At 37.3% G+C, this 23820-nt stretch carries 29 protein-coding genes; 7 read left to right on the top strand and 22 right to left on the bottom strand.

Annotation, left to right across the window (positions count from 1 at the left end; genetic code table 11):
- Positions 1-208 precede the first annotated feature (208 nt).
- The 8 genes from AC3B6B_RS05310 to rpsU all read right to left on the bottom strand — a co-directional run bounded on the left by AC3B6B_RS05310 (position 209) and on the right by rpsU (position 5412).
- Positions 209-943: an NADPH-dependent oxidoreductase gene (locus AC3B6B_RS05310; RefSeq protein WP_489757628.1), complete on the bottom strand. Its 735-nt coding sequence runs from the start codon at positions 941-943 to the stop codon at positions 209-211.
- A gap of 33 nt (positions 944-976) precedes the next feature.
- Complete coding sequence (gene recO, locus AC3B6B_RS05305) at positions 977-1738, bottom strand: DNA repair protein RecO (RefSeq protein WP_489757627.1); 762 nt, start codon at positions 1736-1738, stop codon at positions 977-979.
- Entirely contained in the window at positions 1738-2643 is a 906-nt protein-coding gene (era, locus tag AC3B6B_RS05300; protein WP_489757626.1) for a GTPase Era, read from the bottom strand. The genes recO and era overlap by 1 nt, the downstream gene beginning before the upstream one ends.
- The gene (locus AC3B6B_RS05295) at positions 2633-3037 is read right to left on the bottom strand and encodes a cytidine deaminase (RefSeq protein WP_489757625.1); all 405 of its coding nucleotides are present in this window, start codon (positions 3035-3037) and stop codon (positions 2633-2635) included. Before AC3B6B_RS05295 ends, era begins: the two co-directional genes overlap by 11 nt.
- A 28-nt stretch (positions 3038-3065) precedes the next feature.
- Positions 3066-3542: an rRNA maturation RNase YbeY gene (gene ybeY / locus AC3B6B_RS05290; protein WP_489757624.1), complete on the bottom strand. Its 477-nt coding sequence runs from the start codon at positions 3540-3542 to the stop codon at positions 3066-3068.
- Positions 3539-4504 (bottom strand): PhoH family protein, encoded by a 966-nt coding sequence (locus tag AC3B6B_RS05285; protein WP_489757623.1) that lies wholly within the window; start codon positions 4502-4504, stop codon positions 3539-3541. Before AC3B6B_RS05285 ends, ybeY begins: the two co-directional genes overlap by 4 nt.
- A gap of 254 nt (positions 4505-4758) precedes the next feature.
- Complete coding sequence (locus AC3B6B_RS05280; RefSeq protein ID WP_489757622.1) at positions 4759-5202, bottom strand: GatB/YqeY domain-containing protein; 444 nt, start codon at positions 5200-5202, stop codon at positions 4759-4761.
- Between the two features lie 21 nt (positions 5203-5223).
- On the bottom strand, positions 5224-5412 hold the full coding sequence (gene rpsU, locus AC3B6B_RS05275; protein ID WP_249512765.1) for a 30S ribosomal protein S21: 189 nt from the start codon (positions 5410-5412) through the stop codon (positions 5224-5226).
- Between the two features lie 157 nt (positions 5413-5569).
- Between rpsU and AC3B6B_RS05270 the strand changes: the two genes are divergently transcribed.
- The gene (locus AC3B6B_RS05270; RefSeq protein WP_489757621.1) at positions 5570-6388 is read left to right on the top strand and encodes a pyruvate, water dikinase regulatory protein; all 819 of its coding nucleotides are present in this window, start codon (positions 5570-5572) and stop codon (positions 6386-6388) included.
- An 84-nt stretch (positions 6389-6472) separates the two neighbouring features.
- On the opposite strand, the gene AC3B6B_RS05265 is transcribed toward AC3B6B_RS05270, so the two are convergent.
- The 4 genes from AC3B6B_RS05265 to hisS all read right to left on the bottom strand — a co-directional run bounded on the left by AC3B6B_RS05265 (position 6473) and on the right by hisS (position 10955).
- Positions 6473-7351, bottom strand: coding sequence for a YitT family protein (locus AC3B6B_RS05265; protein ID WP_489757620.1), 879 nt, complete (start codon positions 7349-7351; stop codon positions 6473-6475).
- Between the two features lie 69 nt (positions 7352-7420).
- A complete protein-coding gene (gene msrB / locus AC3B6B_RS05260) occupies positions 7421-7852 on the bottom strand; it encodes a peptide-methionine (R)-S-oxide reductase MsrB (protein WP_489757619.1) in 432 nt (143 codons plus the stop codon).
- A 60-nt stretch (positions 7853-7912) separates the two neighbouring features.
- On the bottom strand, positions 7913-9670 hold the full coding sequence (aspS, locus tag AC3B6B_RS05255) for an aspartate--tRNA ligase (RefSeq protein WP_489757618.1): 1758 nt from the start codon (positions 9668-9670) through the stop codon (positions 7913-7915).
- A 4-nt stretch (positions 9671-9674) separates the two neighbouring features.
- Positions 9675-10955: a histidine--tRNA ligase gene (gene hisS, locus AC3B6B_RS05250; RefSeq protein WP_489757617.1), complete on the bottom strand. Its 1281-nt coding sequence runs from the start codon at positions 10953-10955 to the stop codon at positions 9675-9677.
- 590 nt (positions 10956-11545) lie between these two features.
- On the opposite strand from hisS, the gene AC3B6B_RS05245 reads away from it, so the two are divergent.
- Positions 11546-12877, top strand: a complete 1332-nt coding sequence (locus AC3B6B_RS05245; protein ID WP_489757616.1) for an N-acetylmuramoyl-L-alanine amidase family protein — start codon at positions 11546-11548, stop codon at positions 12875-12877.
- Positions 12878-12916: 39 nt separating this feature from the next.
- Here AC3B6B_RS05245 and AC3B6B_RS05240 read toward each other — a convergent pair whose 3' ends face one another.
- From AC3B6B_RS05240 to AC3B6B_RS05210, 7 genes are all read right to left on the bottom strand, one after another.
- Positions 12917-13549, bottom strand: coding sequence for an HAD-IA family hydrolase (locus AC3B6B_RS05240; RefSeq protein ID WP_489757615.1), 633 nt, complete (start codon positions 13547-13549; stop codon positions 12917-12919).
- Positions 13550-13556: 7 nt separating this feature from the next.
- Complete coding sequence (gene dtd / locus AC3B6B_RS05235) at positions 13557-13994, bottom strand: D-aminoacyl-tRNA deacylase (RefSeq protein ID WP_489757614.1); 438 nt, start codon at positions 13992-13994, stop codon at positions 13557-13559.
- Positions 13995-14006: 12 nt separating this feature from the next.
- Positions 14007-16226 (bottom strand): RelA/SpoT family protein, encoded by a 2220-nt coding sequence (locus tag AC3B6B_RS05230; RefSeq protein ID WP_489757613.1) that lies wholly within the window; start codon positions 16224-16226, stop codon positions 14007-14009.
- A gap of 127 nt (positions 16227-16353) precedes the next feature.
- Positions 16354-16695, bottom strand: a complete 342-nt coding sequence (locus AC3B6B_RS05225; RefSeq protein WP_489757612.1) for a hypothetical protein — start codon at positions 16693-16695, stop codon at positions 16354-16356.
- Between the two features lies 1 nt (position 16696).
- On the bottom strand, positions 16697-17452 hold the full coding sequence (locus AC3B6B_RS05220) for an RsmE family RNA methyltransferase (protein WP_489757611.1): 756 nt from the start codon (positions 17450-17452) through the stop codon (positions 16697-16699).
- Positions 17452-18315 (bottom strand): 50S ribosomal protein L11 methyltransferase, encoded by an 864-nt coding sequence (gene prmA, locus AC3B6B_RS05215; RefSeq protein ID WP_489757610.1) that lies wholly within the window; start codon positions 18313-18315, stop codon positions 17452-17454. Before prmA ends, AC3B6B_RS05220 begins: the two co-directional genes overlap by 1 nt.
- Positions 18316-18483: a hypothetical protein gene (locus tag AC3B6B_RS05210; protein WP_489757609.1), complete on the bottom strand. Its 168-nt coding sequence runs from the start codon at positions 18481-18483 to the stop codon at positions 18316-18318. It lies immediately after the preceding gene.
- A gap of 78 nt (positions 18484-18561) precedes the next feature.
- On the opposite strand from AC3B6B_RS05210, the gene AC3B6B_RS05205 reads away from it, so the two are divergent.
- Entirely contained in the window at positions 18562-19065 is a 504-nt protein-coding gene (locus AC3B6B_RS05205) for a YbaK/EbsC family protein (RefSeq protein WP_489757608.1), read from the top strand.
- Between the two features lie 5 nt (positions 19066-19070).
- On the opposite strand, the gene AC3B6B_RS05200 is transcribed toward AC3B6B_RS05205, so the two are convergent.
- Positions 19071-20561 (bottom strand): glycosyltransferase family 39 protein, encoded by a 1491-nt coding sequence (locus tag AC3B6B_RS05200; protein WP_489757607.1) that lies wholly within the window; start codon positions 20559-20561, stop codon positions 19071-19073.
- A 296-nt stretch (positions 20562-20857) separates the two neighbouring features.
- On the opposite strand from AC3B6B_RS05200, the gene AC3B6B_RS05195 reads away from it, so the two are divergent.
- Positions 20858-21034, top strand: a complete 177-nt coding sequence (locus AC3B6B_RS05195) for a PspC domain-containing protein (protein ID WP_489757606.1) — start codon at positions 20858-20860, stop codon at positions 21032-21034.
- A gap of 249 nt (positions 21035-21283) precedes the next feature.
- On the opposite strand, the gene AC3B6B_RS05190 is transcribed toward AC3B6B_RS05195, so the two are convergent.
- Positions 21284-21538 (bottom strand): helix-turn-helix transcriptional regulator, encoded by a 255-nt coding sequence (locus AC3B6B_RS05190; RefSeq protein ID WP_489757605.1) that lies wholly within the window; start codon positions 21536-21538, stop codon positions 21284-21286.
- A gap of 124 nt (positions 21539-21662) precedes the next feature.
- Between AC3B6B_RS05190 and AC3B6B_RS05185 the strand changes: the two genes are divergently transcribed.
- Positions 21663-22322: a LexA family protein gene (locus tag AC3B6B_RS05185; RefSeq protein WP_489757604.1), complete on the top strand. Its 660-nt coding sequence runs from the start codon at positions 21663-21665 to the stop codon at positions 22320-22322.
- Between the two features lie 51 nt (positions 22323-22373).
- Here the strand turns inward: AC3B6B_RS05185 and AC3B6B_RS05180 are convergent, their stop codons facing one another.
- Positions 22374-22847, bottom strand: a complete 474-nt coding sequence (locus tag AC3B6B_RS05180; protein WP_489757603.1) for an S-ribosylhomocysteine lyase — start codon at positions 22845-22847, stop codon at positions 22374-22376.
- 136 nt (positions 22848-22983) lie between these two features.
- Here AC3B6B_RS05180 and AC3B6B_RS05175 point away from each other — a divergent pair, with 136 nt between their 5' ends.
- Both AC3B6B_RS05175 and AC3B6B_RS05170 read left to right on the top strand, forming a co-directional pair.
- Complete coding sequence (locus tag AC3B6B_RS05175) at positions 22984-23178, top strand: hypothetical protein (protein WP_489757602.1); 195 nt, start codon at positions 22984-22986, stop codon at positions 23176-23178.
- A 123-nt stretch (positions 23179-23301) separates the two neighbouring features.
- The gene (locus tag AC3B6B_RS05170) at positions 23302-23805 is read left to right on the top strand and encodes a hypothetical protein (protein WP_489757601.1); all 504 of its coding nucleotides are present in this window, start codon (positions 23302-23304) and stop codon (positions 23803-23805) included.
- The last annotated feature ends 15 nt before the right edge of the window (positions 23806-23820 follow it).

Genomic DNA, 23820 nt, shown 5'->3' with positions numbered 1-23820 from the left:
CAAAAAAAGCCCTATGCAATCTCAAAAAATTGCATAGGGACGAATAACTTCGCGGTTCCACCCTATTTCAGGCCTCACAGCCTGCTCTTCATTATTAATTAAATCAATTCGCCATTTTAATCTACATGTGCTCTCACTAACCACACTCGCTGTACAAACATCTTAATTTTAGCAGTCTTTAGAAGACTGTCAACTCTTCTTTATCCAATTACAACACAAAGCCTTGCTGGCGCACAAATTTCGCCACTTCCGGCCGCCGGATTTCTTTGAAAAAAGCTCGATTTTTTTGTAGCCAATCACTTTGCTGAGCATTTTGCGCGCGCTTTTGATAATAAGCTGCAGTTTGAGCTTGATATGCTGTTAAATCCGCAAACTGTTGGCGCGGATAAGTATCAACGTTCACCTGATTAGCCACTGGTAAGCGCGGTTTGACTTGATTTTTAGTCTGAGGATAACCAATAGTTAGACCAAATAATGGCACGGTCAATGACGGCAAATTTAACCACTCGGCCACTTTGAAAAGATCATTGCGAATCCCACCAATGTAACAAATGCCTAACCCCAACTGTTCAGCAGCGATAACCATACTCTGGGCACTAATAGTTGTATCGACGACACTGACCAACAATGATTCTAAATTAGTTAAACTCGCAATATTTTGCCGATTTTGCTCCAATAAAACTTTTTGCCGATACAAATCCGCAATAAACACATAAAAGACACCACTGTGTACGACGTAAGGTTCACAATTCGCCAATTGTCCCAAATTGCGGCGCAATGTTGCATCATGAATTTCTAAAATAGAAAATGCTTGCACAAAATTAGACGAGGCATTACTTCGTGCCGCCGTAATTAATTTTTGTTTCGTTACTTCATCAAGAGCCCGATCTTGAAAATCGCGCACTGAAGTATGTTGTTGCATAACTTGTAAAAAATCTTCCATTTAAATTGCTCAACCTCTAATTAATTCAAAGTTCTATAATTGCCAGCGAAACATTTGTTCCAAAAATTTTTTACTTTTTGGATAAACGCCCACATTATCTTGATAAATTAAGTCCAAAGTTTTTCGCAACTGAGCCTTAATCGAATCAGAAACTTGTATTTTACCCACTTTTTGTAAATCTAACTGCGCCAAAAAACGCAAATAAGCCACTACTTTGGGGGCTAAATGCAAACGATGTTGATCTCTCGTCCAATGGCGACTACATAAAATACCACCGAAACTTAAAGAATAATCAAAAGTTCCTTGGCGTTCGCCACCAACCACACAACTAGTCAAATTAGGAGCTACACCAAACGGCTTGAGCAGTTGTAGTTCCAAAACATTAGTAATAATTTCTGGATCCAATTGCCGATCAATTAATTTTTGGGCTGCTAAAATTTGTCGGTACCAGGCCAAAGAAACTTTTTGACCACTAAAAGCGCGTAAAATCAAATCATTTTGATAAGTGACATAAGCATTCAGCTCAATGTCCTGCGCCACAGTTTGCAACTGGTGCAAATTTAAAGCATCACTTAAATAAGAAAATCCCGACGTATTAATCGTCCCTTGATACTGACCATACGTAAAAGGCAAAACTAAGCCGCGTTGTTTCGATTGTGCTTTTTTAACCCCACGAGCCAAAAAAGTCACAATGCCAAATTGATCAGTTAACAACCACACCAGTTGATCGTTTTCATGATAATCCTGATTGCGTAAGACCAAACCTTGAAAATTTTGATTACGCTGAACCATCATTACTGCAAATCTTTCAGTGAATAACCAATTCGTGCTAAAAATAGCGGATCTTCGCGCCAATTTTTTTGGACTTTGATCCATAATTTCAAATTGATTTTCTCACCCAGCAAGTCTTCCAATTTTCGACGCGAACGAATCCCAATTTGTTTGAGTAAAGAACCCTTACTACCAATGATAATCTTCTTTTGACTATCGCGTTCCACATAAATAGTAGCATCAATTTGCAATTTATTATTTAAATGTTGATTCATTTGTTCCACCACGACTGCTACTGAATGTGGAACCTCTTGCCGCGTTAATTCTAGAATTTTCTCCCGAATAATTTCTGCAACGACAAAATATTCGGGATGATCGCTAATTTGATCAGCCGGATAATATTGCGGTCCAACAGGCAATTGCTGCCCAATAGCAGTCAATAACTCCGCCACATTATTGCCTTGAGTCGCCGAGACGGGAAACACTTCTTGAAAATGTAATAAGTTACTATATTGTTCAATCAGCGGCAACAAGATGTCTGGATGAACCAAATCAATTTTATTAATTACCAAAAAAACTGGTACTTGGACTGTCTGTAATTTGGCAATAATATTTTGTAAAGTTTTCGTGACAGATTTTTGAGCGCTAACCATTAATAAAATTAAATCGACTTCAGTTAAAGCTGAAAAAGCTGCTTTATCCATATACTGATCCAGATTATTCTTCGGTGTATGGACGCCAGGGGTATCTACAAAAATGATTTGCTGTTGCTCATCTGTATAAATACCTTGAATTTTATTACGTGTGGTTTGTGCTTTGGGAGAAATAATCGAAATTTCACTCCCCAAAATACGATTCATTAAAGTGGACTTCCCGACATTCGGTTCACCAATAATTGCCACAAAACCCGAACGAAAATTATCTACCATGTTCTAAATCTCCTGTTGTAAAAGCTCCTGGCAACAATTGTTCCACACTGACTTGTTGGATTGCTCCTGTTTGATTTGTCAAAAAAACGGGCATTTGCGGATCACAAAATTCACTAATCACTTGCCGACAAGCACCACATGGGGCAATCGGACCGGGAGTATTGCCAGTAATTAATAAAGCTTGAAATTGCCGTTGACCATGCGCAACTGCCTGAAAAATAGCGGTTCTTTCAGCACAATTAGTCAAACCATAAGAAGCATTTTCAATATTACAACCACCAAATAATTGACCATCCTGGGTTAAAAGTGCAGCACCAACTTGAAAATGCGAATACGGTGTATAAGCTTTATCCAACATTTTTGTTGCTAAATCCATTAACTGCTTAGTTTCCATTATTCTGCCAACCCCTTTTTCAATTGAATTACCGCTTCAAACCAAAATCTGCTAAAATTTCCCGCTGCAAACTGAACATTTGCTCAGCTTCCTTTGGTTTAATATGATCCCAACCAGATAGATGCAACAAGCCATGAACGACAGTATAACCTAGTTCTCGCTCAAAAGAATGTCCATATTCTTGTGCTTGTTTAGTGACCACTTCCGGACAAATAAACAAGTCACCAATGTTGCGTGGAATACCAAATTCTGCTGCTAAAGCCTGTGAACTAATGCCATCGTCATCACCATCCTCTAAAGCAAAACTAATGACATCCGTTGGTCGATCTGTTTGTCGATATTTGAGATTAATTTGATGAATTTGCTCGGAAGTACAAAAAGTAATTGAGGCTTCTGTGTTTTCAGGTAAGGCAATTTTTTTTGCCCCTGCCTCAAATAAGCGCTGGACTAAATCTAAATGTTTGTTATCAAGTAAGTGTTGTTCGTCATAAATTTCTAAGTTCATTCTTTACTCCTATTAACTTTAGCATAAGCTTCGATCACTTCCGCTACCACTGGATGACGAACTACGTCGCCGGACTGGAAATCTACAAAACCAATATGTGCTAAGTTACGTAAAATTTGTTGTGCTTGTAACAACCCACTGGGTGAACGCCGAGGCAAATCAATCTGTGTGGGATCGCCATTGACTACCATTTTGGAATCAAAGCCTAAGCGCGTCAAAAACATCTTCATTTGTTCATGCGTCGTATTTTGTGCTTCATCTAACAACACAAAGGCTTCATCTAGTGTCCGACCACGCATGTACGCTAAAGGAGCTACTTCAATGATTTCTCGTTCCAAATAACGATTAGTTTGTTCGGTTCCTAAAATTGAATACAACGCATCATAAATGGGACGTAAATATGGATCCACTTTTTCTTTTAAATCTCCTGGCAAAAAGCCTAAATTTTCGCCGGCTTCCACTGCTGGTCGGGTCAAAATCAATTTTTTAACGCGACCTTTTTTTAGCGCTGCTACAGCCATCACCACTGCTAAATAAGTTTTACCAGTTCCCGCGGGCCCAATGCCAAAAGTAATATCATTTTTTTGAATAGTTTTAATATAATTACGTTGTCCGAGGTTACGTACACGAATTGGTTTTCCCTTCGCATCCCGCAATAAAATTTCATTATAAAGATCTTCAAAGTATTCTAAGGTGCCGGCTTGTGCCATTTGTACAGCACTAACTACATCTGCTTGACCAATCTGAATACCCGAGTGTTGCAAACGACTGAGAACTTTGAGAATTTGTAAAGCTAGATTAACGGCATCATTTGCTCCACTTAAGTCGACACGATTACCAAAAGGATGAATTTTCAGTAACAATTTTTCTGCCAAAATAGTCAAATTAGCATCATTACTGCCAAATAGCACCGCATCATCATTACTTTGTAAATAAAACGATTTAGTTATTTCAACTGTCAAATAAAATTTCTCCTGTCCTTCGTTCAGAACTTATTTTATAAAATTAAATTAATCCCAATTATGAACCAATTTCTGAGCACAATTTTATTTCTAAAATTAGTAGCTAGACCTAAAAAATTAAATCTTTAAAATCCCATTTAGATTGGAACTTTTATATTTGTGCTCATAGCCTCTAACTTGGATCTATCTCTTATTTTATTACAAATTGAAGCTAAAGAAAAAGGCTAAAGCAAAATCACTTTAACCTTAGTACGTTATTGCAGTACTTCTTTGACAATTTTATTAACCAATGAACCATCTGCCTGTCCCTTAACTTGGGCCATCACAGCTTTCATTAATTTACCAAAATCAGCTTTTGATTCTGCGCCTATGTCAGTGGCAGTTTGTTGAATCAGTTGACGAACTTCAGCTTCTGATAGTTGTTGCGGCATGTAATTTTGTAAAATAGCCATTTGAGACTTAGTTTCTGCAACTAAATCGTCCCGATGACCTTTTTCAAATTCTGCTAAAGAATCTTTTTGTTGCTTCATTTGCGAAACAACTACTTGATTTTCTTCATCCGCAGTCAAATCATGACCGACTTCGATCTTCTTGTTCATCAAAGCTGATTTAAGCATTCTGATAACTGACAAACCGGTCTTGTCATGACTTTTCATGGCAACTTTCATGTCAGTCATTAATTGATCAGTGAGGGACATTCCCTATCACACCCCGAATTCTTAACGTCTTCTTCTCTTCTTATTACGCTTACGTGCAGCTTCAGATTTCAGCTTACGTTTTACACTAGGTTTCTCGTAAAACTCACGTTTACGGTATTCTTGAAGAGTACCACTCTTAGAAACAGAACGTTTAAACCGACGAAGAGCATCATCAAGAGACTCGTTCTCACGAACAACGGTCTTAGCCATATGATATCCCTCCTTCCGCTTCATTACGTAACCGTTTATTACAACAGTTCTTAACTAGTATAACAAACAATTCGATAAGTTGAAACCATAATTTACCGACTTTGACTAGCTTTTTTAAAATAAAAATGCTAATTTGAAAGAAAAACAGTAGGTGATTATGTTGAAACAAATAGTTTATACGATTTCCGATTCTTCTGGTGAAACCACAACTAATTTTTCTCGCTCCATGTTAGCCCAATTTCCTCAAATTCAAATGACGCAAAAAAGATACTCATTTGTTAATGACGTCCCTAAATTAACCGCAATCTTAAAACGTGCTCAAGCAGAACAAGCGATTGTTTTTTACACACTGAGTAGTCCGCAATTAGATCAGATCGTGAAAGATTTTAAACATGATCAAAACATGTTGTGTTTTGATATTTTGAACCCTTACTTGTCAACCATTGAAGCTTTTACCGGCAAAACGGCTTCGCATGAAATCGGTGCCGCCCGAAAACTAAGTTCCCAATATTTTAAGCGCATTGAAGCTATTGACTTTGCCGCGGAAAATGATGATGGAAAAAATCCGCACAGCATGTTAGAAGCTGATGTTGTTTTACTCGGTATTTCTCGAACTTCTAAAACACCATTAACTTTTTATTTGGCTAATCAGCAAATCAAAGCGATGAATTTGCCCTTAGTACCGCAGGTTCAATTACCGCCTGAACTGTGGCAAGTTGATCCTCATAAAATCATTGGTTTAACCAATGATGAGGAAGTACTTCAAAAGATTCGTGAACAGCGAATGCTCTCATACGGTTTACCTGCTCAAAATAATTATTCCAGTAGTGATAAAATCAAACAAGAATTAAACTATGCTACACAACTTTATGAAAAGTTAGGTTGCCTAGTTATTAACGTGGCTAACAAATCTATCGAAGAAGTAGCAGCCATTATTGAAGATAATTTACATTTGAACAGCTTTACTACTAATTAAAAAATTAAACAAAGGCAAATAAAAAAGACCTAACTAATCAGATAGTCATGACGACCAAAATCTTGATGTTAGGTCTTTTATATGTTAATAAATGTGTTCTTGATAAAACCGTCCCATAATCATTTTGGCTTCAGTGATGCTCACAAAAGCATAGGGATCGGATTGATGCATAGCTTGACGAAACAAGGGTAATTCATACTGTGAAATAACCGTAAACAACATCGTCTTTTTAGTATGCCGATAAGCGCCTTCCACATCGTTCACAATCGTAATGCCCCGTCGCATTTCGTCTTGAATTTGGTGAATCACTTGCTGCGCGTGTGATGTCACAATAATGACTTGTAATTTTTGATCACGAGTATATAAAGCATCAATTAAACGACTATTGATAAATATGCTCAAAATTGTGTATAACGCATGAACCCAACCAAAAAGAAAACCAGAGCCAATGACAATAATCAAGTTAAAGGACAAATTAATTGTGCCGACACTTTTACCGACTTTTTTGCGTAACACAATCCCGATAATATCTAAGCCACCAGTCGACAACTCATTTTTGAGCGCGAGCCCCGTGCCAAAGCCATTAAACACTCCCCCAAAAATTGCACAAATAATAGGATCAAATTGTACCTTAACTGGTGGTAATAACCGCATGAGAATCGTAGATAAAGCAACCGCGATGACCGTAAAGATCGTAAAATTGTGTCCGATTTTTTTCCAGGATAAAACTAACAAAGGTAAATTGAACAAAGCATATAAAAATGCCACGGGTACTGATATTGCCAACCAACGATTCAGTAAAGTGGCAATCAATTGGGCAAAACCAGTAATACCGGAACCATAGATATGACCTGGCGTCCAAAAGATATTCACCGCAATTGAGACACAGACAGCATAAACCACTGCGACTGATAATTTAGTCAAAGTACGATATCGTTTTAAAACTTGTTCTATTTCCTTCATCAATGTGTAAAGTCCTTTATAGATTTACTTGCATTAAATACTTTAACACATTATTTCTAGAAAAAAAGTTTATTTAGAGGTCGTTTTTACTAGATCAATATATTTACCATAACCAGCAGCTTCCATTTGTGCTAAAGGGATAAACTTCAAAGCCGCCGAATTAATACAGTAACGTAACCCCCCATCTTCCTGTGGTCCGTCGGTAAAGACATGTCCCAAATGGGAATTGGCTTGTTTACTGCGAACTTCCACACGCTCCATATGGTGACTAGAATCTCTTCTTTGCGTCAACGGAGCAATTGGTTGACTGAATGCGGGCCAACCACAACCAGATTGATATTTTTTAGCTGAAGAAAATAGTGGTTCTCCACTCACAATATCCACATAAATCCCCGGTTCAAAAAAGTCATCATATTGATTATCAAATGCGCGCTCTGTACCTTGCTCTTGTGTTACTTGATATTGTAAAGGTGTTAATTGTTGTTTTTGTTTTTCATACATAAAAAATTACCTCCTAAGCCATTATTTTAAAGGATTAGGAGGTAATCTTCATTAGATATGCTACTTTTTAATTTCTAAATCTAAATCTGTTAACTGGTTTTTCGCTACGGGTGCTGGTGCTTGCATCATAGGTTCAGACGCTTTCGAATTCTTTGGAAAGGCAATGACATCGCGAATATTATCCCGGTGCGCTAAGAGCATGGCGAAACGATCCAGGCCAATTGCTAGGCCGCCATGTGGTGGAAAACCATAATCTAAGGCATCTAGCAAAAAGCCAAATTGTTCTTGTGCTCGTTCTTTCGTGAAGTCTAACGCTTTAAACATTTTTTCTTGAATATCACGTGTATGAATCCGAATCGAGCCCCCGCCCAACTCATAACCATTCAAGACAATATCGTAACTTTGCGCGTGAGCTTTATGCGGATCTGTCTCCAATAAAGCCACATCTTCTTCGTTAGGCATCGTGAATGGATGATGTGCCGCCGTCCAGCGCTCAATGCCCTCATCATATTCAAACAACGGCCAATCAACGACCCATAGGAAATTAAATTGATCTTCATCATAGAGTTTTAATTCTTTCGCAAAGTGTTTCCGTAAATAACCTAAGGAATCAGCACAGACTTTGCGACTATCTGCAACAAATAAAACTAAATCATTATTAGCTAAAGCTAAACGTGCTTTTAAAGCTGCAGCTTGATCTTGTACAAATTTTGCGACAGGACCCGTTAATTGGTCATCATTAACTTTGATCCAGGCCAAGCCTTTGGCACCAAAGCGTTTAATATATTCTTGTTGGGCTTCAATCTTTTTACGTGAGTATTGATCAGCAGCATTTTTAACAACAATCGCTTTGACTTGTCCTTGATTAGCTAGTGCACTTTGAAAGACTTTAAAAGTTGAGTCCTTAAATAAATCACTGAGATCTTGTAACTCCATGCCAAACCGGGTGTCAGGTTTATCTGACCCAAACCGATCCATAGCTTCATTCCAAGTCAACCGCGGAAATGGTAACTGAACATCAATCCCCTTGACATCATGCATGACTTGAGCAATTAAGCCCTCAGTCAAATCTTGGATTTGTTGCGCACTCAAGAAACTAGTTTCCATATCAATTTGCGTAAATTCCGGTTGGCGATCGCCGCGCAAATCTTCATCCCGAAAACAACGTGCCACTTGATAATAGCGATCAAACCCAGCGCCCATCAATAATTGCTTAAACAGTTGCGGTGATTGTGGTAAAGCATAAAAGCTGCCTGGATAAACTCGTGAGGGTACCAAATAATCACGCGCACCTTCAGGCGTCGACTTGGCCAAATCGGGCGTTTCAATGTTGATAAAACCGTGCTGGTCAAAGTATTGGTGCACCGTGGCCATAATTTGGGAACGAATGCGTAACCCCGCTTGCATCTCAGGCCGCCGTAAGTCTAAATACCGATATTTTAATTTAGTTTCTTCACTCGCATCAACATCATCTTCAATATTAAACGGTACCGTCTTGGCACGATTCAAAATTTCTAAGGTGCTGACTTTAACTTCGACTTTACCAGTCTTCATCTCAGCATTAATAGCCTCTTGGGAGCGAGCCACAACTGTCCCTTGAACACTAATTACGTATTCCGAATGCAGTTGATCCGCTTGCTTTAAAATTTCTGAGCCATTTTCTTGATTAAATACTAACTGAACAATCCCCTCACGGTCACGTAAATCCACAAAAATTAAATTACCTAAATTTCGTTTCTTTTGAACCCAACCAGCTAAGGTTACTTCTTGATTCAGATATTTTTCATCAATCAAGCCGCAATAATTTGTTCGTTCCATCGTTTTACCCCTTTTTAATTTTAGCCAATAAATCAGCTTGATCATCTAAGTTAACAGCAATTTCTTGACCATCAGCTAATCGTTTTAACTTAGCTTGGCGCGTCTGCAATTCGCTATCACCAATGGTCAAAGTAAATTTCGCCTGCAGGCGGTCCGCTTGCTTAAACTGGCCTTTAACTTTTTTATCCAAATAATCTCGTTCAGCACTGATGCCGGCTTGGCGTAATTGAGCTAATAACTGTGACACGGCTAAAGAATCCGCACTATCAACGCTCACTAAATAAACATCAGGTCCCACCATTTTCGGTAAATGCTGGTTTTCAGCTTCTAATAATAACATTAAGCGCTCAATACCGAGGCCAAAGCCAACTCCTGACACGTCTGGCCCACCTAATTGCTGCACCAAACCGTTGTAACGTCCTCCAGCAATCACCGTCATTTCTTGGTTATTAAAGGCGGCACTTTGAACCATGATTTCATAAATTGTATGATTATAATAATCCAAACCGCGCACCATATTGGAATCAATCGTATATGGAACTTTCAACGCATCCAATAGCGCAGTTACTTGTTGAAAATGTTCTTGAGCTGCAGGCGTTAAATAATCTAAAATCGACGGTGCACCTGCGACAATCTCTTGATCATGAGCATCTTTACTGTCCAAAATTCGTAATGGATTCTTCTGCAAACGAACTTGCGAGTCAGCACTCAATTGCTCTGCCAACGGCGTCAAATAAGCTAATAATGCTTGATGATAAGCTTGACGAGTTTCTTGATCACCTAAAGTATTGAGCGCAACCGTATAATTATTAATTCCTAATTCATTTAAGAAACTGACCGCCATGAGAATTGTTTCAACATCTAGTTGTGGACTATCACTGCCTAATGCTTCTACGCCAATTTGGTGAAACTGACGTTGACGACCGGATTGTGGTCGCTCATAACGAAACATCGGACCTTTATACCAAACTTTATAAGGGCGCACATACTCGGGCGCAAATAACTTATTTTCTACATAAGCACGTACCACACCAGCTGTGCCTTCAGGCCGTAAAGCTAAGTGCCGGCCACCTTTATCTTCAAAATCATACATTTCCTTGGAAACAATATCAGAAGTATCACCAGACGAACGCGCAAATACATCATATTGTTCAAACATTGGGGTTCTGATTTCATGATATTGATAATTTTTAAAAATTTGTTGGGCTGTGGCTTCAATAAATTGCCATTTTTCAGATTCTCCAGGTAATATATCAACTGTACCTTTAGGTTTTTGATACCGCATCTTTAATCCTCCTTCATCTTCAGACAAGATCGCAATAATTCATTGAGCATTGTTCCAAACTGTGATACTGCCAGCACCAAGTATAAAATTCAACTATAATTTTCATAACCGCACTGGACAACAATCTTTTCAAGTCACAGGTCTTAATTTGCCAATGATGTGACCGCTTCACTAAAAAACACCCTTGCTCAAAAACAAGGGTGTAAATTAATTACACGGTACCACCTTAATTATCGCTACAGTTAACGCCTGCCAGACGAATTAATTTATTCTCGTCACTGTTACTTTAAGTGAATACTCTCACCGTCATATTCTCTCTGTTAATTTAAAGTAATACTACATTACTACTCTCTTACTAAATTACCATCATCAAAGAGAAAGTCAAGTCTGAACCAGCCAGTTTTTCAATTTGGTGATTTATTTTCAAGCAACCTTAATTTTCAAGAGGATTGCTCTCAAAAACCATTAGATCATTCAAACTTTAAGTTCGACTAAGTCGTAAAATTTCCAAACTCCAGTTCAAATATAATGGCTATTTGCTTTTTAATATTATAATATAGTATTAATCAATATTACAGGATGTCAAATTCATGTTTAAACGCGTAAAACAAATTTTTTCGAAAAATAATTATCATTTGATGAGCTTCTTTTTAATTATTGGATTATTATGCTTAGCTAGTTATTCAACTTTAACTTTGGCTCAATCTAATCAAATTACGGTACAGGCTAATTTCTTAAACGTCCGGTTGGGACCTAGTCTGTCTTACGATACAATTACTCAAGTTAAACGTGGCGAACATTTAACAATCCTCAGTGAAAAAAATGATTGGTATCAAGTGCGGATTGATAGTGACAAGATTGGCTGGGTTGCCAGTTGGCTAATTGCTAATAATGACGCTAACACTTCCAGTAATACCTTTGGTGTGATCAAAGCTCCTAATACTAATGTACAAAAATATCCGCAAAAATCATCACCTGTTTTAGGAACTTTAATGCAGTCCGATAAAGTCAACATTGTTTACTCTCAAAATAATTGGAGTCAAATCCTATTTGACAAGACAGTAGGCTGGATTCCTAATTCTGAATTGATCATTACTGATAAAGTTCCGGAAAAAATTCAACAAGGATCCCAAAATTCCGGAACTTCCAAAACTGCTAACATCCAATCAGTAACTACCTTACAAAACAATACCCAAATTTATCAACAACCTAACCTGAATTCAAAGATTGTCGCACATATCACCGATCAAACAACTCTACCTTATCTTGGTCGTAGTGGTAAATTTTATAAAATTCGGCTCAATTCGGGAGAAGAAGGCTATATTGCTAGTGGATTAGTGTCAATTTCGGACACTCGCCATGCACTACCTACTGCAGCCACCAAATTACCTGAAGCGACAATCGTTTTAGATCCGGGACACGGTGGTAACGATCCGGGAGCATTATCGGCTAATCAAAAACACTATGAAAAAACATATACTTTAAAAATTATGCAAATGTTACAAGCCAAATTAGAGCAAACAGGAGCGAATGTTATTTTAACGCGACATTCTGATACTAATATTGCTCTCGCCGACCGGGCCCGAACTGCAAACAAACTCAACGCAGACGTTTTTATTAGTCTACACTTCGATGCCAGTGACAATGGTCATGCTAGTGGTATTACTACTTACTACTATTCTGCCAAAAAAGATCGGCGATTAGCACAGCATATTAACCAAAATCTAAAACACACAGCTTTACCAAATCGCGGACTAAAATTTGGCAATTTTGAAGTTTTACGAGAAAACGAACAACCTGCCATCTTAATCGAAGGCGGTTATATCAATAATAAAAAGGATTACCGAAAAATCAGTAATCCTACTTATCAAAAACAATTAGCCGATGCCATTTATCAAGGACTGGTGCAAAATTTCCAGTGAATTAATAATTGATAGCTACTTTTGAAACATATTAACTAATTAATGCACAAACAGTGGCTGCATATCGTTCAACTGTTGGACACTATATTCGGCTGTGGCACGATCATGAAAACCATCGACATCAAAATAAATACTGGCAATCTCAGCATTATGTCCGGCTAACACATCTAACGAACGATCGCCGATCATCACCGTTTGCTCTTTGGATAGTTGATATTTTTTTATCAAGTAATTCAAAGCTTGGGGATTAGGTTTCCGGGCAAAGGTTAAACTAGATGTAATAACTTCTGTAAATAACTGTGCAATTCCTTGCTGCTGCAACAAATCTCTCACTTGATTATCGCGATGCGTCAATAAAAAGTTTTGACCACCAGCTGCTATAACAGTTCGTAAAATTTCTTGTGCTTGTGGATAAAGCTGAACTTTCAGTTGTGCCTGATGATCCAAATTTTGATAATATTTTTGCATAGTCACAAAATCCAGCTGTAGACTTTGTGCAGCCATTTGTAATTCCTTCGTGACTGAACCCAACTTGATTTTTCGATACAACTGCTGATCTGAGATTGCTACATCGTCATTAAAATGTTGCAACGTTTGCTTGAGACTTTTTAAAATTCCCGGATACGTATCTGCTAAAGTACCATCATAATCCCAAATTGCATATTTAAACATTGATCAATTACCTCTCATAAATGATTGTCATTGGACCATCATTAGTTAATTGCACTTGCATGTCGGCGCCAAACCGTCCTGTTTGCACCACCAAATTGCTACTCCGCAATTGCTGATTGAATTGCTCGTATAAATCTTTGGCCAAAGCTGGTGCCAGTGCTTCTGTAAAACTCGGACGGTTACCCTTTTTAGTATTAGCGTACAGAGTAAATTGTGAAATTGATAAAATGGCTCCTTGTACATCCAAAATAGATAAATTGGTTTTACCTGCCTGATCAGCAAAAATCCGACTATGCAAAATTTTAGGTACTAAATAATTGACTTGCTCAATTGTGTCGTCGTGCCCAAATCCGACCAATAACATTAAACCGGGCCCAATTTGACCAACCACTGCTTGATTAATACTAACTTGTGCTTGTAAAACTCGCTGTGCTACTACCTTCATTCAAATCAATCCTTAATTAATCACTCGTTGCACGTCGTAAACATCCTGAACATTATTGATCTTATTCATAATATCTTTTAAGTGTTCCAAATTTCTAACTTTTACTGACAAAGTGATATGCGCCATCCGATCTTGATCAACATGACCATTGACACCAGACAACAAATCACTCCGTTTATTGACAACTTGCAATACATCAGTCAATAAACCATTGCGATTATAACCAAACACCTCTAATTTGACATTATAATGATGGTCATGAACATTCCCCCAACTTGCCTCAATCAAGCGGTTATTAGTGCTCTCTAAATCAATATTGGGACAAGCTGCGCGGTGAATAGTTACGCCTCGACCTTTAGTAATATAACCCACAATTTGATCGCCTGGAATCGGGGTACAACATTTGCCCATGTGAATCAATAAGTTATCTGCACCTTGAATATTGACTTCTCGATCCTGAGTTTCATTGGCCACAATTTTTTCTTCTGGCGGCACTTCCGTTTCGGGCGGGGTGTCCTGTAAAATCTTTTGTTCTAATTCAGCTTGCTTTTGTTGTTCCAACTTTTTACGATCCGCTTCTGTCAAACGGTTAACAACCCCAATAGCAGAAATTTCACCATAACCCACGGCTGCCAATAATTCTTCAATAGTTTCAAAATTATAACGTTGACAGACATTACTTAACATTTTTTTACTCAAGTAAGTTTTAGGAGCAAAATTGCGGTCCAGTAATTCACGTTCTAGCTTATTGCGACCTTCTTCGATATTATCTTGCCGATCAACACTTTTAAAGTAGCGTTTAATCTTATTCCGCGCTCTTGAAGTATAGACTAGATTTTCCCAATCGCGACTGGGTGCGGCATTACTTTGGGTTAATAATTCTACAATATCGCCGTTACGCAGCTTATAATTAAGCGGAACCATTTTTCCATTCACTTTGACACCCGTCGTATGATTACCAACTTCAGTGTGCACTTGATAAGCAAAATCTAAGGGAATAGAGCCCTTCGGCAATTCTAAGACTTCGCCTTTAGGGGTAAATACATAAACCCGATCACTAAAAATGTCGCCCTTCACACTTTGCATAAAATCTGCATCATTGGTCGTTTCTTCTTGGATCTCCATAATTTCACGAAAGACATCAATCTGATGGTCGTTTTGATCCAAAGTAATGGCGGACTTTTTGCCTTCTTTATAAGCCCAATGGGCAGCCACCCCAAATTCCGCTACTTCATGCATTTGATAGGTACGAATTTGCACTTCTAAAGGTCGCCCTTGGGGACCAATGACGGTCGTGTGTAAAGATTGATACCCGTTAACTTTCGGCACTGCAATATAATCTTTAAAGCGTCCAGGCATCGGCTTCCACTTCGCATGAATATTACCTAAAACACTATAACAATCTCGCACTGAATTAACCATAATGCGAATTGCTAACAAATCATATAATTCTTCAAAACGTTTGTGTTTTTCTTGCATCTTTTTATAGATAGAGTAAATATGCTTTGCCCGACCACTAATGTCATAATGAATGTTTAATTGATCAATATTTGCCTGAACTTCCTGAACTGCTTGTTTAATATAAGCTTCACGCTGTGTGCGTTTGGAATTCATGAGATGAACAATCCGATAATACTGTTGTGGATTAAGGTAACGCAAGGATAAATCTTCCAATTCCCATTTAATTGTACTGATTCCCAAACGATCCGCCAACGGCGCATAAATTTCTAAAGTTTCATTGGCAATCCGCCGCTGCTTATCCGGCCGCAAATAATTTAACGTCCGCATATTATGCAAACGATCCGCTAATTTCACCATGATAACGCGCATATCCTTAGCCGTTGCAAGTAACATTTTGCGATGATTAGCAGCTAATAATTCTTGATGAGATTTGTACTTATATTTGGAAATTTTAGTTACGCCTTCCACAATATTAGCCACATCATCACCAAATAATTCTCGAATATCACCAGAAACAATCTTAGTGTCTTCCACTACATCGTGTAAAAAACCTGCCGAAACAGTATCCGGATCCATTTTTAAATTAGCTAAGATAGCCGCCACTTGAATGGGATGAACAATATAAAGCTCCCCCGAAGCTCGCCTTTGATCTTGATGCACATAAGCCGCCATCTGATAAGCTTTTTTAATATAACTAACATGACGTTCGTTCATATAAGTAGCACATAACGCAAAAACTTCATCAGCCGTATAAACTTTTTCTTTCGACAAAACCGACTGCACCTACCTTTCAGTATAATCTTTCATTAGAGCTTGCTGGAACCACCAGTTCTCTGGTACAGTTCTACAATTCATTACTTAGACATGAGACTAACTGCAGATTGATCATTAATAGTAATTATTTAGAAGTACTCAACAAAAAGGCTAAATACTCCACTAACAAATATAAAATTACCAACAAATATGCATAGATACTCGTCAAATAATGCAATAAAACTAGAAGCAAAAAGAAACCTGGAAAAATTCCAAACGTCCATTTAGGTTGGCGTGTTCTTTTAATCCATCGACCATACAAAACCGCCAAAATTAAATTTAATACTAAAAAGATCAAACCAACTCGCCAAGATTTACCGAGTTTAAAGGTCCCCGCAATTAAAGGGAGGGTAATCGTTAAAACAATTGTTAATAAACAGATTTGACAATAATTCGATTGCCAACATTTTAAAATAAATTTTTTCACGTTAATATTCCTTGTTCAATTCAATTTGGTAAGACAAAGTACTTAAAAAGTACAGCGGTGCCGTTTCTGCCCGCAAAATACGCGGACCTAGGCCACAACTAATATAGTTATTGTGCAACAATTGAGTAATTTCTTCAATATGAAAACCACCCTCGGGGCCAAATAAACAAATAATTGACTGCTGGGCTTGCAAAGTCTGCAAAGTTTGTACCAATTGGGCTGTTTCACCTTGTTTAGCGGCTTCTTCGTAAGCAATCAAGCGATGATCTGCTGGAAAATCTAATAATTCGGTCACATTATTTAAATAGCTAATTTTAGGAATGACCAAACGTTGTGACTGGGCCGCTGCTGCTTGCGCAATTTCTTGTAAGCGGGCCATTTTTTTAATTCTAACCGCCGGTTTCCATTTCATAATCGAATAACGGGCTTCAAAAAAAATCAACTGGTGTACACCTAATTCAGTTGCTTTTTGAGTAATTAATTCCAGCTTGTCTTTTTTCGATAAGGCACAGGCTAAAGTGACTTGCACCGGCAGTTCCGTTATCTGACGTGCTTGGGGTTTGAGAGTCACTTCAAAACTAGTTGCTAAAATATTACTGATTGTTGCCACAAAAGTCGCCTGGCTCTGATCAACCAGCCAAAATTGTTTACCTACTGGATAGTGCAACACCTTAATTAAATGTTGGTAATGTGGATTGCCCAACTCTAAACTTGAGGTGTTGGGGGCAAGCGTTTCTGACCAAAAAACTTGTTGCATTAACTTTGCTCCTTTTGAGCTACCAAACAAGACCAGCCCGAACTAATCAATTCTTGTTGAATAACTAAATGTTGCTGTTGTAATAATTTTTTCATAGTTTCTGCTTGTTCCACCAAAAATCCGGACACAATCACTAAGCCTGAAGTATTAAGACGGTCATTGATTTGTGGCATTAAGGCAGTTAGTGGGTCTAATAGCATATTCGCCACAACCATGTCGGCTGTCTGTTGAACACCCGTTAATAGTGAATTTTGACAGACTTGAAACTGACTAGTGAGCTGATTGAGTGCAAAATTTTCTTGAGCAACAGTCACAGCTTCTGCCGATAAATCATAACCATAGAGCTGATTAACACCAAGCTTGGCCGCAGCAATAGCTAAAATCCCCGTGCCCGTTCCGACATCAATTAACGACTCCTGTCCATGAATAAACAGTTCCAATGCTTGCAAACAAAGCTTAGTCGTGGGATGTTCACCCGTACCAAAAGCTTCCTGTGGTCGCAGCATAATTTCTGTGGTGGCTGGTTGAGCATCTTTTTGCCAAGCGGGAACAATCTTTAAAAAATGACTAACAGTTACTGGTTGATAGTATTTTTGCCAATACTTACCCCAATGCACATCAACATTTTCATGTAGGTGTAATTCATACTGATCTGCAGCAATGCCCCATTGCTTTAACTCTTGTTGTAATTGTTGGCACCACTGTTGATTCAATGTCTTTGCCGGCAAATAAATTGCCAATCCTTGATCATCTGGCAAGGTTTCAATCCCTTGAATTTGTTGTTGAATTAATACTGCACTAATTAAATCTAAATTCTGAGTAGCAGTTGTAATGATTAGTTGATTAAAAACTGGTTGACTCATTTAATTATTTTCCTTTACTTTTTTTGAAGTGACATACTTTTTAGTCAAATGTTCAAACTGCTGTTGAACAGTGACCAAGCGTTCATCATCTTGACGGACTTGCTTCAAGATTTGCTCAAAGTCTTGTTTTTGTAAATTAACTTTGGTAGTTTTACGACGTTTAAACATGAAATTCTCACCTATTAGCTCTAAAAATCTAAATCATGTTAATATTATAAATGAAATTCAAAAAGGAGACACGATTTTATGTCCAAAAAAAAGCGTTTATCGAAAACCTTGGTGGAGAAAATTTTAGACAAGCAAAAAATCACTTACCAACCCGTGGATTTTGCCACCCAGCAAGTTGGTGATGTTCAGCAAATTAAAGATGATCCAACCAACGAATTACACGTTTATAAAACATTAGTACTCAATGGTTCTCAAAGCGGTCCTTTAGTGGGTGTTATTCCATTAAATCAACATTTAAGCTATAAATTATTAGCCAAAGCCTCCCACAATAAAAAAGTAGCCATGGTTCCCTTAAAAATGCTCAAACAAACTTCTGGCTTTGAACACGGCGCTAACAGTCCCGTCGGTATTCGTGAACAGCATAATTATCCTATTTATTTTGACCAACAAGCACTTACTGATCAAAAAATCACTTTTTCAGCTGGTAAAATTGGTCGCTCCGTAACCGTGAATATTCAAGATGTTTTGCCTTTAGTTGACGGACAGATCGCTAACATTGCCGTTGCTAAGCCAGAACAATAATTCTCTTACTTATTGGACAGTAGCTCATGTTGACCCAGGGCGCCAATGAACACATAAAATGGTAGGAACTGAATCAAATAACGACTCATTCCTGATTCAAAAAGCATTAAATAGAGTAAGCCACCGATAATCGTCAAATATAAGCAAACTTGTAAAAAGTGTGGTTGTTGCCGCCGCTGTTGCCATAAAGTAATGACTGCTCCCACTAGAATCGCAATCCACCAAACCTGTGCCAACACATAATAAATTGACACATAATGGCCTAAAGGATAAAACAAACTGCGTAAGAAGCCACCCAAAGTGGTTGTTTGGGGGCGATTTTGAATCAGAAAACCCCGCGGTGTGGAATTTTCACCCCAGCCAAATGATCCGTCGCGCACAGTATAGTAAAATTTTTTCATTAAAAATAGCGGATAGCGCCAGCCCATTTTTAAAACCCGCTGTTGATACGTTTGCCAGCCTAATTGTGTTTTATTTTTTTCACCTTTAGTAGCTACAATGCGATTGAAATCTGTCACGTTCCAAGCACCATGTCCCTTAGAACCTAACATCATATAGTACGTAGCTGGGTGCTTTAACTCAGACTTAATCGGATATAGTTGTTGATGTTGATTAATTGTACTGATTGTCACGAAAGTTAAACCAAAACCAACCAAACTAGTAATTAATAAGAAGCAGCTACTTTTTTTCCAAGGTGTTTTTAAAATTACAAGTACTAATATCAATGCCAGCGCAAAAATGATACTGGAAGCTTTCATATACCAACCTAAGGCAAGCATAATCCCCGCCACAGCACTCCACCCGTAACGCTTCATGGAAGTCTGTGTCATTTTAATATTGACCAAACTATAAATCGCTAATGCGGTGGTTAATAACGATAAGGTATCAGTATAAGTAATAATAACCCACGGACTAAATACTAAAGTAATTGTTAATACTACTAATGCAGTGTGCGCTACCTTTTTAGCAGTAATTTTTTTCAAAGTTAGATAAAACAAGACTACTGCTAAATCAATAGCTACGGCATTAAAACAATTAATGAAGGTCCAAGTTAAACTTAAATGTAACAATTGACTCAGCATTAGTAAACCAGCATAACAATAAAACAGTAACAAATTATTTGAACAATAAGATAAGTAGTTATATAGTACATAATTATTTTTATACATGGTGCGCTGAGTTAACGACATCAATACTTTCTGTGGATCCCAGTCATTACTCGTACTTAAAGCCATAATTAAAATAATTTGCCAAATTAGTCCTGCCGCAAATAAACACCAACTAATTATTTTCTGTTGCTGATTTGTCAGCTGTCGCCAGAGATAAATTCCAAGCGCTAATAAGGCCACAGACCCGATGGTTAAACTTCCTAGCCAGAGGCGATGGTTGCTTAAGCGTTGTGGCCCATAAAAGATTGCTGAAACTAACATCCCTAGCATTAACAACCATGTTAGCCACTGCAATAATTTAGCTAATTTTTGTCGCACAAGTGCCATAATCTTCTCCTTTAAGATATTTGAATGTCTGATTTAGCAGCAAGCAACTGTAAAAAAGGATTCAAAACCCCATTGTGAGTTTTGAATCCTTGAGTAATGCCCCTGCCAAGGAACTATATTATACACCTAATTATTGTCTTCCGGATAGTCGGAGTCATTAACTTGGAAAATTATCCTATCTCATTAATGCTGGGACCTTTATAATAAAGCTAGAACTTGAAAAAAGTTCTCTATAACTACTAATCACAGCAAGAAAAACTTTTATGATTCAGTTTAAGAACAAAGGAGGATTTACTATGCATTTACCAATTTATCGTTCCCGATCTAATAAAGTTTTGACTGGTGTTTTGGGCGGAATAGCAGAATATTTCGACTGGAATGCTAATGTCCTGAGGATTTGTTGGGTTGTACTGACCGTTACACCTTTTCCCGGAGTGATACTGTATTTATTATTGTGGTTATTAATGAAATAACAATTAACACCCTATTCTTAGGCTCTCTGAATTAGTATTTTATAGCCAATTAGAGTCGTTCATCGCAGTTGGAACAAAAGTTGCTTAAAAGTGAGTACTATAAAAGGCCGATGTTCATTTAAATTACGAATTTTTTGTCCCCCCACCTCAATATTTTAAGATAAGAAGGAAAGCTTTGACTCAATTTGCATAATTTTTAGACATTTTCCTTTTGTGTGATCTACTTCTAATTATATGTAACACCAGAATTTAATCTTCATAAAATAATTGTTCAATGGTCATTTCAAAATACTGAGCAATGATTAACATTTCATAATCATGAAAGGGCGCCTTACCGCGTTCTTTTTGCTCATATTGGCGGCGGTTTTTTAAACCAATTAATTGTGCCATTTGCGTGGTAGTTAATCCCCGATTTTGCCGTGCGGTTCTTAAATGAAATTTAGGTTTTAAATAAGCTGCTTTCAAGACTTTCTTATCCAAAGTTTTTTGATCTAATTTCTTCATGATAATTTTACTCCTCTTTGCTAATATCTCATATTGCAATATTTACGTCAAGCTTTTCAGATTTAAATTCAAAAGTTGCTTAATATTTATTGGCTGTGATATATTTATCGCAAGGAGTGATTTTATGCCCAAAAATATCTTAGGACCTATTATTAAACAATTACGTTTAAAACAACATTTAACTCAAAAGGAACTGAGTAAACTAACCGGCTTCAATCAAAATACTATTTCCAATCATGAAAATCAAAAGCGCTCACTACGCGAAGAAGAAATTCTGAGCTATGCTAAAGCATTAAATGTGACACCACAAAAATTATTTGATAATTATCGTCAAACTACGAAAACTCCAGAACTAGTGCGTAAGTATAATTATTTTCCCGAAGGAATTTCCGCTGGTTTACCCCAAGAAGTTGATCCTTTTACTGATCAGCAAATGCAAACCATCAGTTTACCCAGCCAAATTTTAGGTAAATATTCAGATGTCAGAGATATTATATTTCTCCCAGTTAATGGGGAATCCATGAACCGCGTGCTACCTGATGGCTCCTTAATCGGCTTACAAAAAATCAATCAACTCTCCGAATTACACAATGACGATTTAGTTGTCTTTCAAGTTAATCAGGCAGTAGCCGTTAAACGTTTTTACTATGATGCCCAAAGACGGTTTGTACAATTTATTCCAGATTCTAATAATCCTGATTTTCCAACTTTAACCTATCAGATTGATGACTTTAATGAAACTTGTATTATTGGTAAAGTCATCATTTGTATCACTAATTTTTAGACAAAAAAGCTTCGAACAACCTGCGCAAGCGGTTTTCGAAGCTTCTTTAAATTAAATAACGTGTCGTTCAAAGGGTTGATCACTGATACCTTCACTTAAGATTTGCTTACACCATTCTTTAGCAGAAAATAAGGAATGATCGCGATAATTACCACAACTATAAATATCAGTTCCTTGTACGTCATCCCAAGTAATTGTTTCAGCAATTTCCGTTAAGGATGATTTTAAAGCTTGAGCAACTTCCGTCGTGGAATGTTGACCCCAAACAATTAAATGAAAACCCGTCCGACAGCCAAACGGTGAACAATCAATCACGCCGTCCAAACGATCACGTAACAGTCCTGCTAGTAAATGCTCAATCGTGTGTAAGCCTGCTGTTGGAATTGCATTTTGGTTAGGTTGCACTAAGCGCAAATCATAATTACTAATTAGATCACCCTTAGGTCCGTGCTCTTCACTAATCAACCGCACATAAGGTGCCTTCACTTTCGTATGATCTAAAGTAAAACTTTCAACTTTTGCCATATTAACGCCTCTTTCATTCAGTTCTAAAGTTATTTTACTACTGAAAGGCTTTTTTGGCGAAACGTAACTTGCTTTTAAAATATAACTTGCATATAATTCTTGCAATTAGATAATTAATTTATAAGGAGAGCCAATAATGTTTACAATCTTATTCTTATTAATCTTATTTTTGATTGGTGGTCTCAGTTGGAAATTACTCAAATTTTCTGTCAAATTATTTTTTCTACCATTACTTTTAATTAGCGCAATTATTATTTTGTTTTTCCACTTAATTTGGCTGATCATTCCAATTTTAATAATCTGGGCCATTTTAAATTTAGTCCAACATTAACTTTTGCCAAAAGATTTCCATAAAAGTAAAAATCAACTCATACGTTGACTTTTACTTTATTTTTTTGTCAAGCTACTATTTTGATATAATAGATCTAGTTTTAATTGAAAGGATCAAATTCAGATGAAAAAGTTAATTATTTTAATCAGAACATTATTTATGACAACCCTTGTTTTTAGTGGCTGTGCTTCTAAGACCACTGCTCCTAAAAGTGTCCCCACTACCCTGAGTAACCAAAAATTAACAACCATTTATAACAGCACCAATAATCAGTACGCTAATGTTATTAATAGCTACGCTGACAGTATTCGGGATAATAAACTTGAAACTAAAGCAACTACTCAAACGGCACAACAAGAGTTTCAGCATAGCCAAAGAACATTGCAAAAAAAAGCTTTCAATCAAACTGCTAAAGACAATCTTTTGCAAATGATTCAAAGCCTTCAAAAAATGAATACTTGTTATCAACAGAATAATTTCACTAAAATTAAAACCTATCAAGCTCAATATCAAGCAGCCGATCATAAGGTGCGCCAAGCACTAAATATCTCTACTGAAAATACTAAGTTAACCAAAGCTCAACAACACTTACAAACAGTTGCTAAATTGCACCAACAGACCAACTAAGTCCAATTAATATTT

The sequence above is a fragment of the Bombilactobacillus sp. ESL1197 genome (genome assembly GCF_058107145.1).
Note: the sequence above shows the minus strand (reverse complement) of the source record. Positions and strands in the feature narration are given on the sequence as shown.

Bases quoted from the DNA above. Each gene is read 5' to 3' on its own strand.
- ybeY (WP_489757624.1), bottom strand. From the start codon at position 3,542: ATGAACTTAGAAATTTATGACGAACAACACTTACTTGATAACAAACAT.
- AC3B6B_RS05205 (WP_489757608.1), top strand. From the start codon at position 18,562: ATGTCCAAAAAAAAGCGTTTATCGAAAACCTTGGTGGAGAAAATTTTA.
- era (WP_489757626.1), bottom strand. From the start codon at position 2,643: ATGGTAGATAATTTTCGTTCGGGTTTTGTGGCAATTATTGGTGAACCG.
- rpsU (WP_249512765.1), bottom strand. From the start codon at position 5,412: ATGGCTAAGACCGTTGTTCGTGAGAACGAGTCTCTTGATGATGCTCTT.
- AC3B6B_RS05175 (WP_489757602.1), top strand. From the start codon at position 22,984: ATGTTTACAATCTTATTCTTATTAATCTTATTTTTGATTGGTGGTCTC.
- AC3B6B_RS05180 (WP_489757603.1), bottom strand. From the start codon at position 22,847: ATGGCAAAAGTTGAAAGTTTTACTTTAGATCATACGAAAGTGAAGGCA.
- AC3B6B_RS05210 (WP_489757609.1), bottom strand. From the start codon at position 18,483: ATGTTTAAACGTCGTAAAACTACCAAAGTTAATTTACAAAAACAAGAC.
- hisS (WP_489757617.1), bottom strand. From the start codon at position 10,955: ATGCGGTATCAAAAACCTAAAGGTACAGTTGATATATTACCTGGAGAA.
- prmA (WP_489757610.1), bottom strand. From the start codon at position 18,315: ATGAGTCAACCAGTTTTTAATCAACTAATCATTACAACTGCTACTCAG.
- AC3B6B_RS05195 (WP_489757606.1), top strand. From the start codon at position 20,858: ATGCATTTACCAATTTATCGTTCCCGATCTAATAAAGTTTTGACTGGT.
- AC3B6B_RS05310 (WP_489757628.1), bottom strand. From the start codon at position 943: ATGGAAGATTTTTTACAAGTTATGCAACAACATACTTCAGTGCGCGAT.
- AC3B6B_RS05280 (WP_489757622.1), bottom strand. From the start codon at position 5,202: ATGTCCCTCACTGATCAATTAATGACTGACATGAAAGTTGCCATGAAA.
- AC3B6B_RS05265 (WP_489757620.1), bottom strand. From the start codon at position 7,351: ATGAAGGAAATAGAACAAGTTTTAAAACGATATCGTACTTTGACTAAA.
- dtd (WP_489757614.1), bottom strand. From the start codon at position 13,994: ATGAAGGTAGTAGCACAGCGAGTTTTACAAGCACAAGTTAGTATTAAT.
- AC3B6B_RS05170 (WP_489757601.1), top strand. From the start codon at position 23,302: ATGAAAAAGTTAATTATTTTAATCAGAACATTATTTATGACAACCCTT.
- AC3B6B_RS05245 (WP_489757616.1), top strand. From the start codon at position 11,546: ATGTTTAAACGCGTAAAACAAATTTTTTCGAAAAATAATTATCATTTG.
- AC3B6B_RS05185 (WP_489757604.1), top strand. From the start codon at position 21,663: ATGCCCAAAAATATCTTAGGACCTATTATTAAACAATTACGTTTAAAA.
- AC3B6B_RS05190 (WP_489757605.1), bottom strand. From the start codon at position 21,538: ATGAAGAAATTAGATCAAAAAACTTTGGATAAGAAAGTCTTGAAAGCA.
- AC3B6B_RS05240 (WP_489757615.1), bottom strand. From the start codon at position 13,549: ATGTTTAAATATGCAATTTGGGATTATGATGGTACTTTAGCAGATACG.
- recO (WP_489757627.1), bottom strand. From the start codon at position 1,738: ATGATGGTTCAGCGTAATCAAAATTTTCAAGGTTTGGTCTTACGCAAT.
- msrB (WP_489757619.1), bottom strand. From the start codon at position 7,852: ATGTATGAAAAACAAAAACAACAATTAACACCTTTACAATATCAAGTA.
- AC3B6B_RS05295 (WP_489757625.1), bottom strand. From the start codon at position 3,037: ATGGAAACTAAGCAGTTAATGGATTTAGCAACAAAAATGTTGGATAAA.
- AC3B6B_RS05220 (WP_489757611.1), bottom strand. From the start codon at position 17,452: ATGCAACAAGTTTTTTGGTCAGAAACGCTTGCCCCCAACACCTCAAGT.
- aspS (WP_489757618.1), bottom strand. From the start codon at position 9,670: ATGGAACGAACAAATTATTGCGGCTTGATTGATGAAAAATATCTGAAT.
- AC3B6B_RS05270 (WP_489757621.1), top strand. From the start codon at position 5,570: ATGTTGAAACAAATAGTTTATACGATTTCCGATTCTTCTGGTGAAACC.
- AC3B6B_RS05200 (WP_489757607.1), bottom strand. From the start codon at position 20,561: ATGGCACTTGTGCGACAAAAATTAGCTAAATTATTGCAGTGGCTAACA.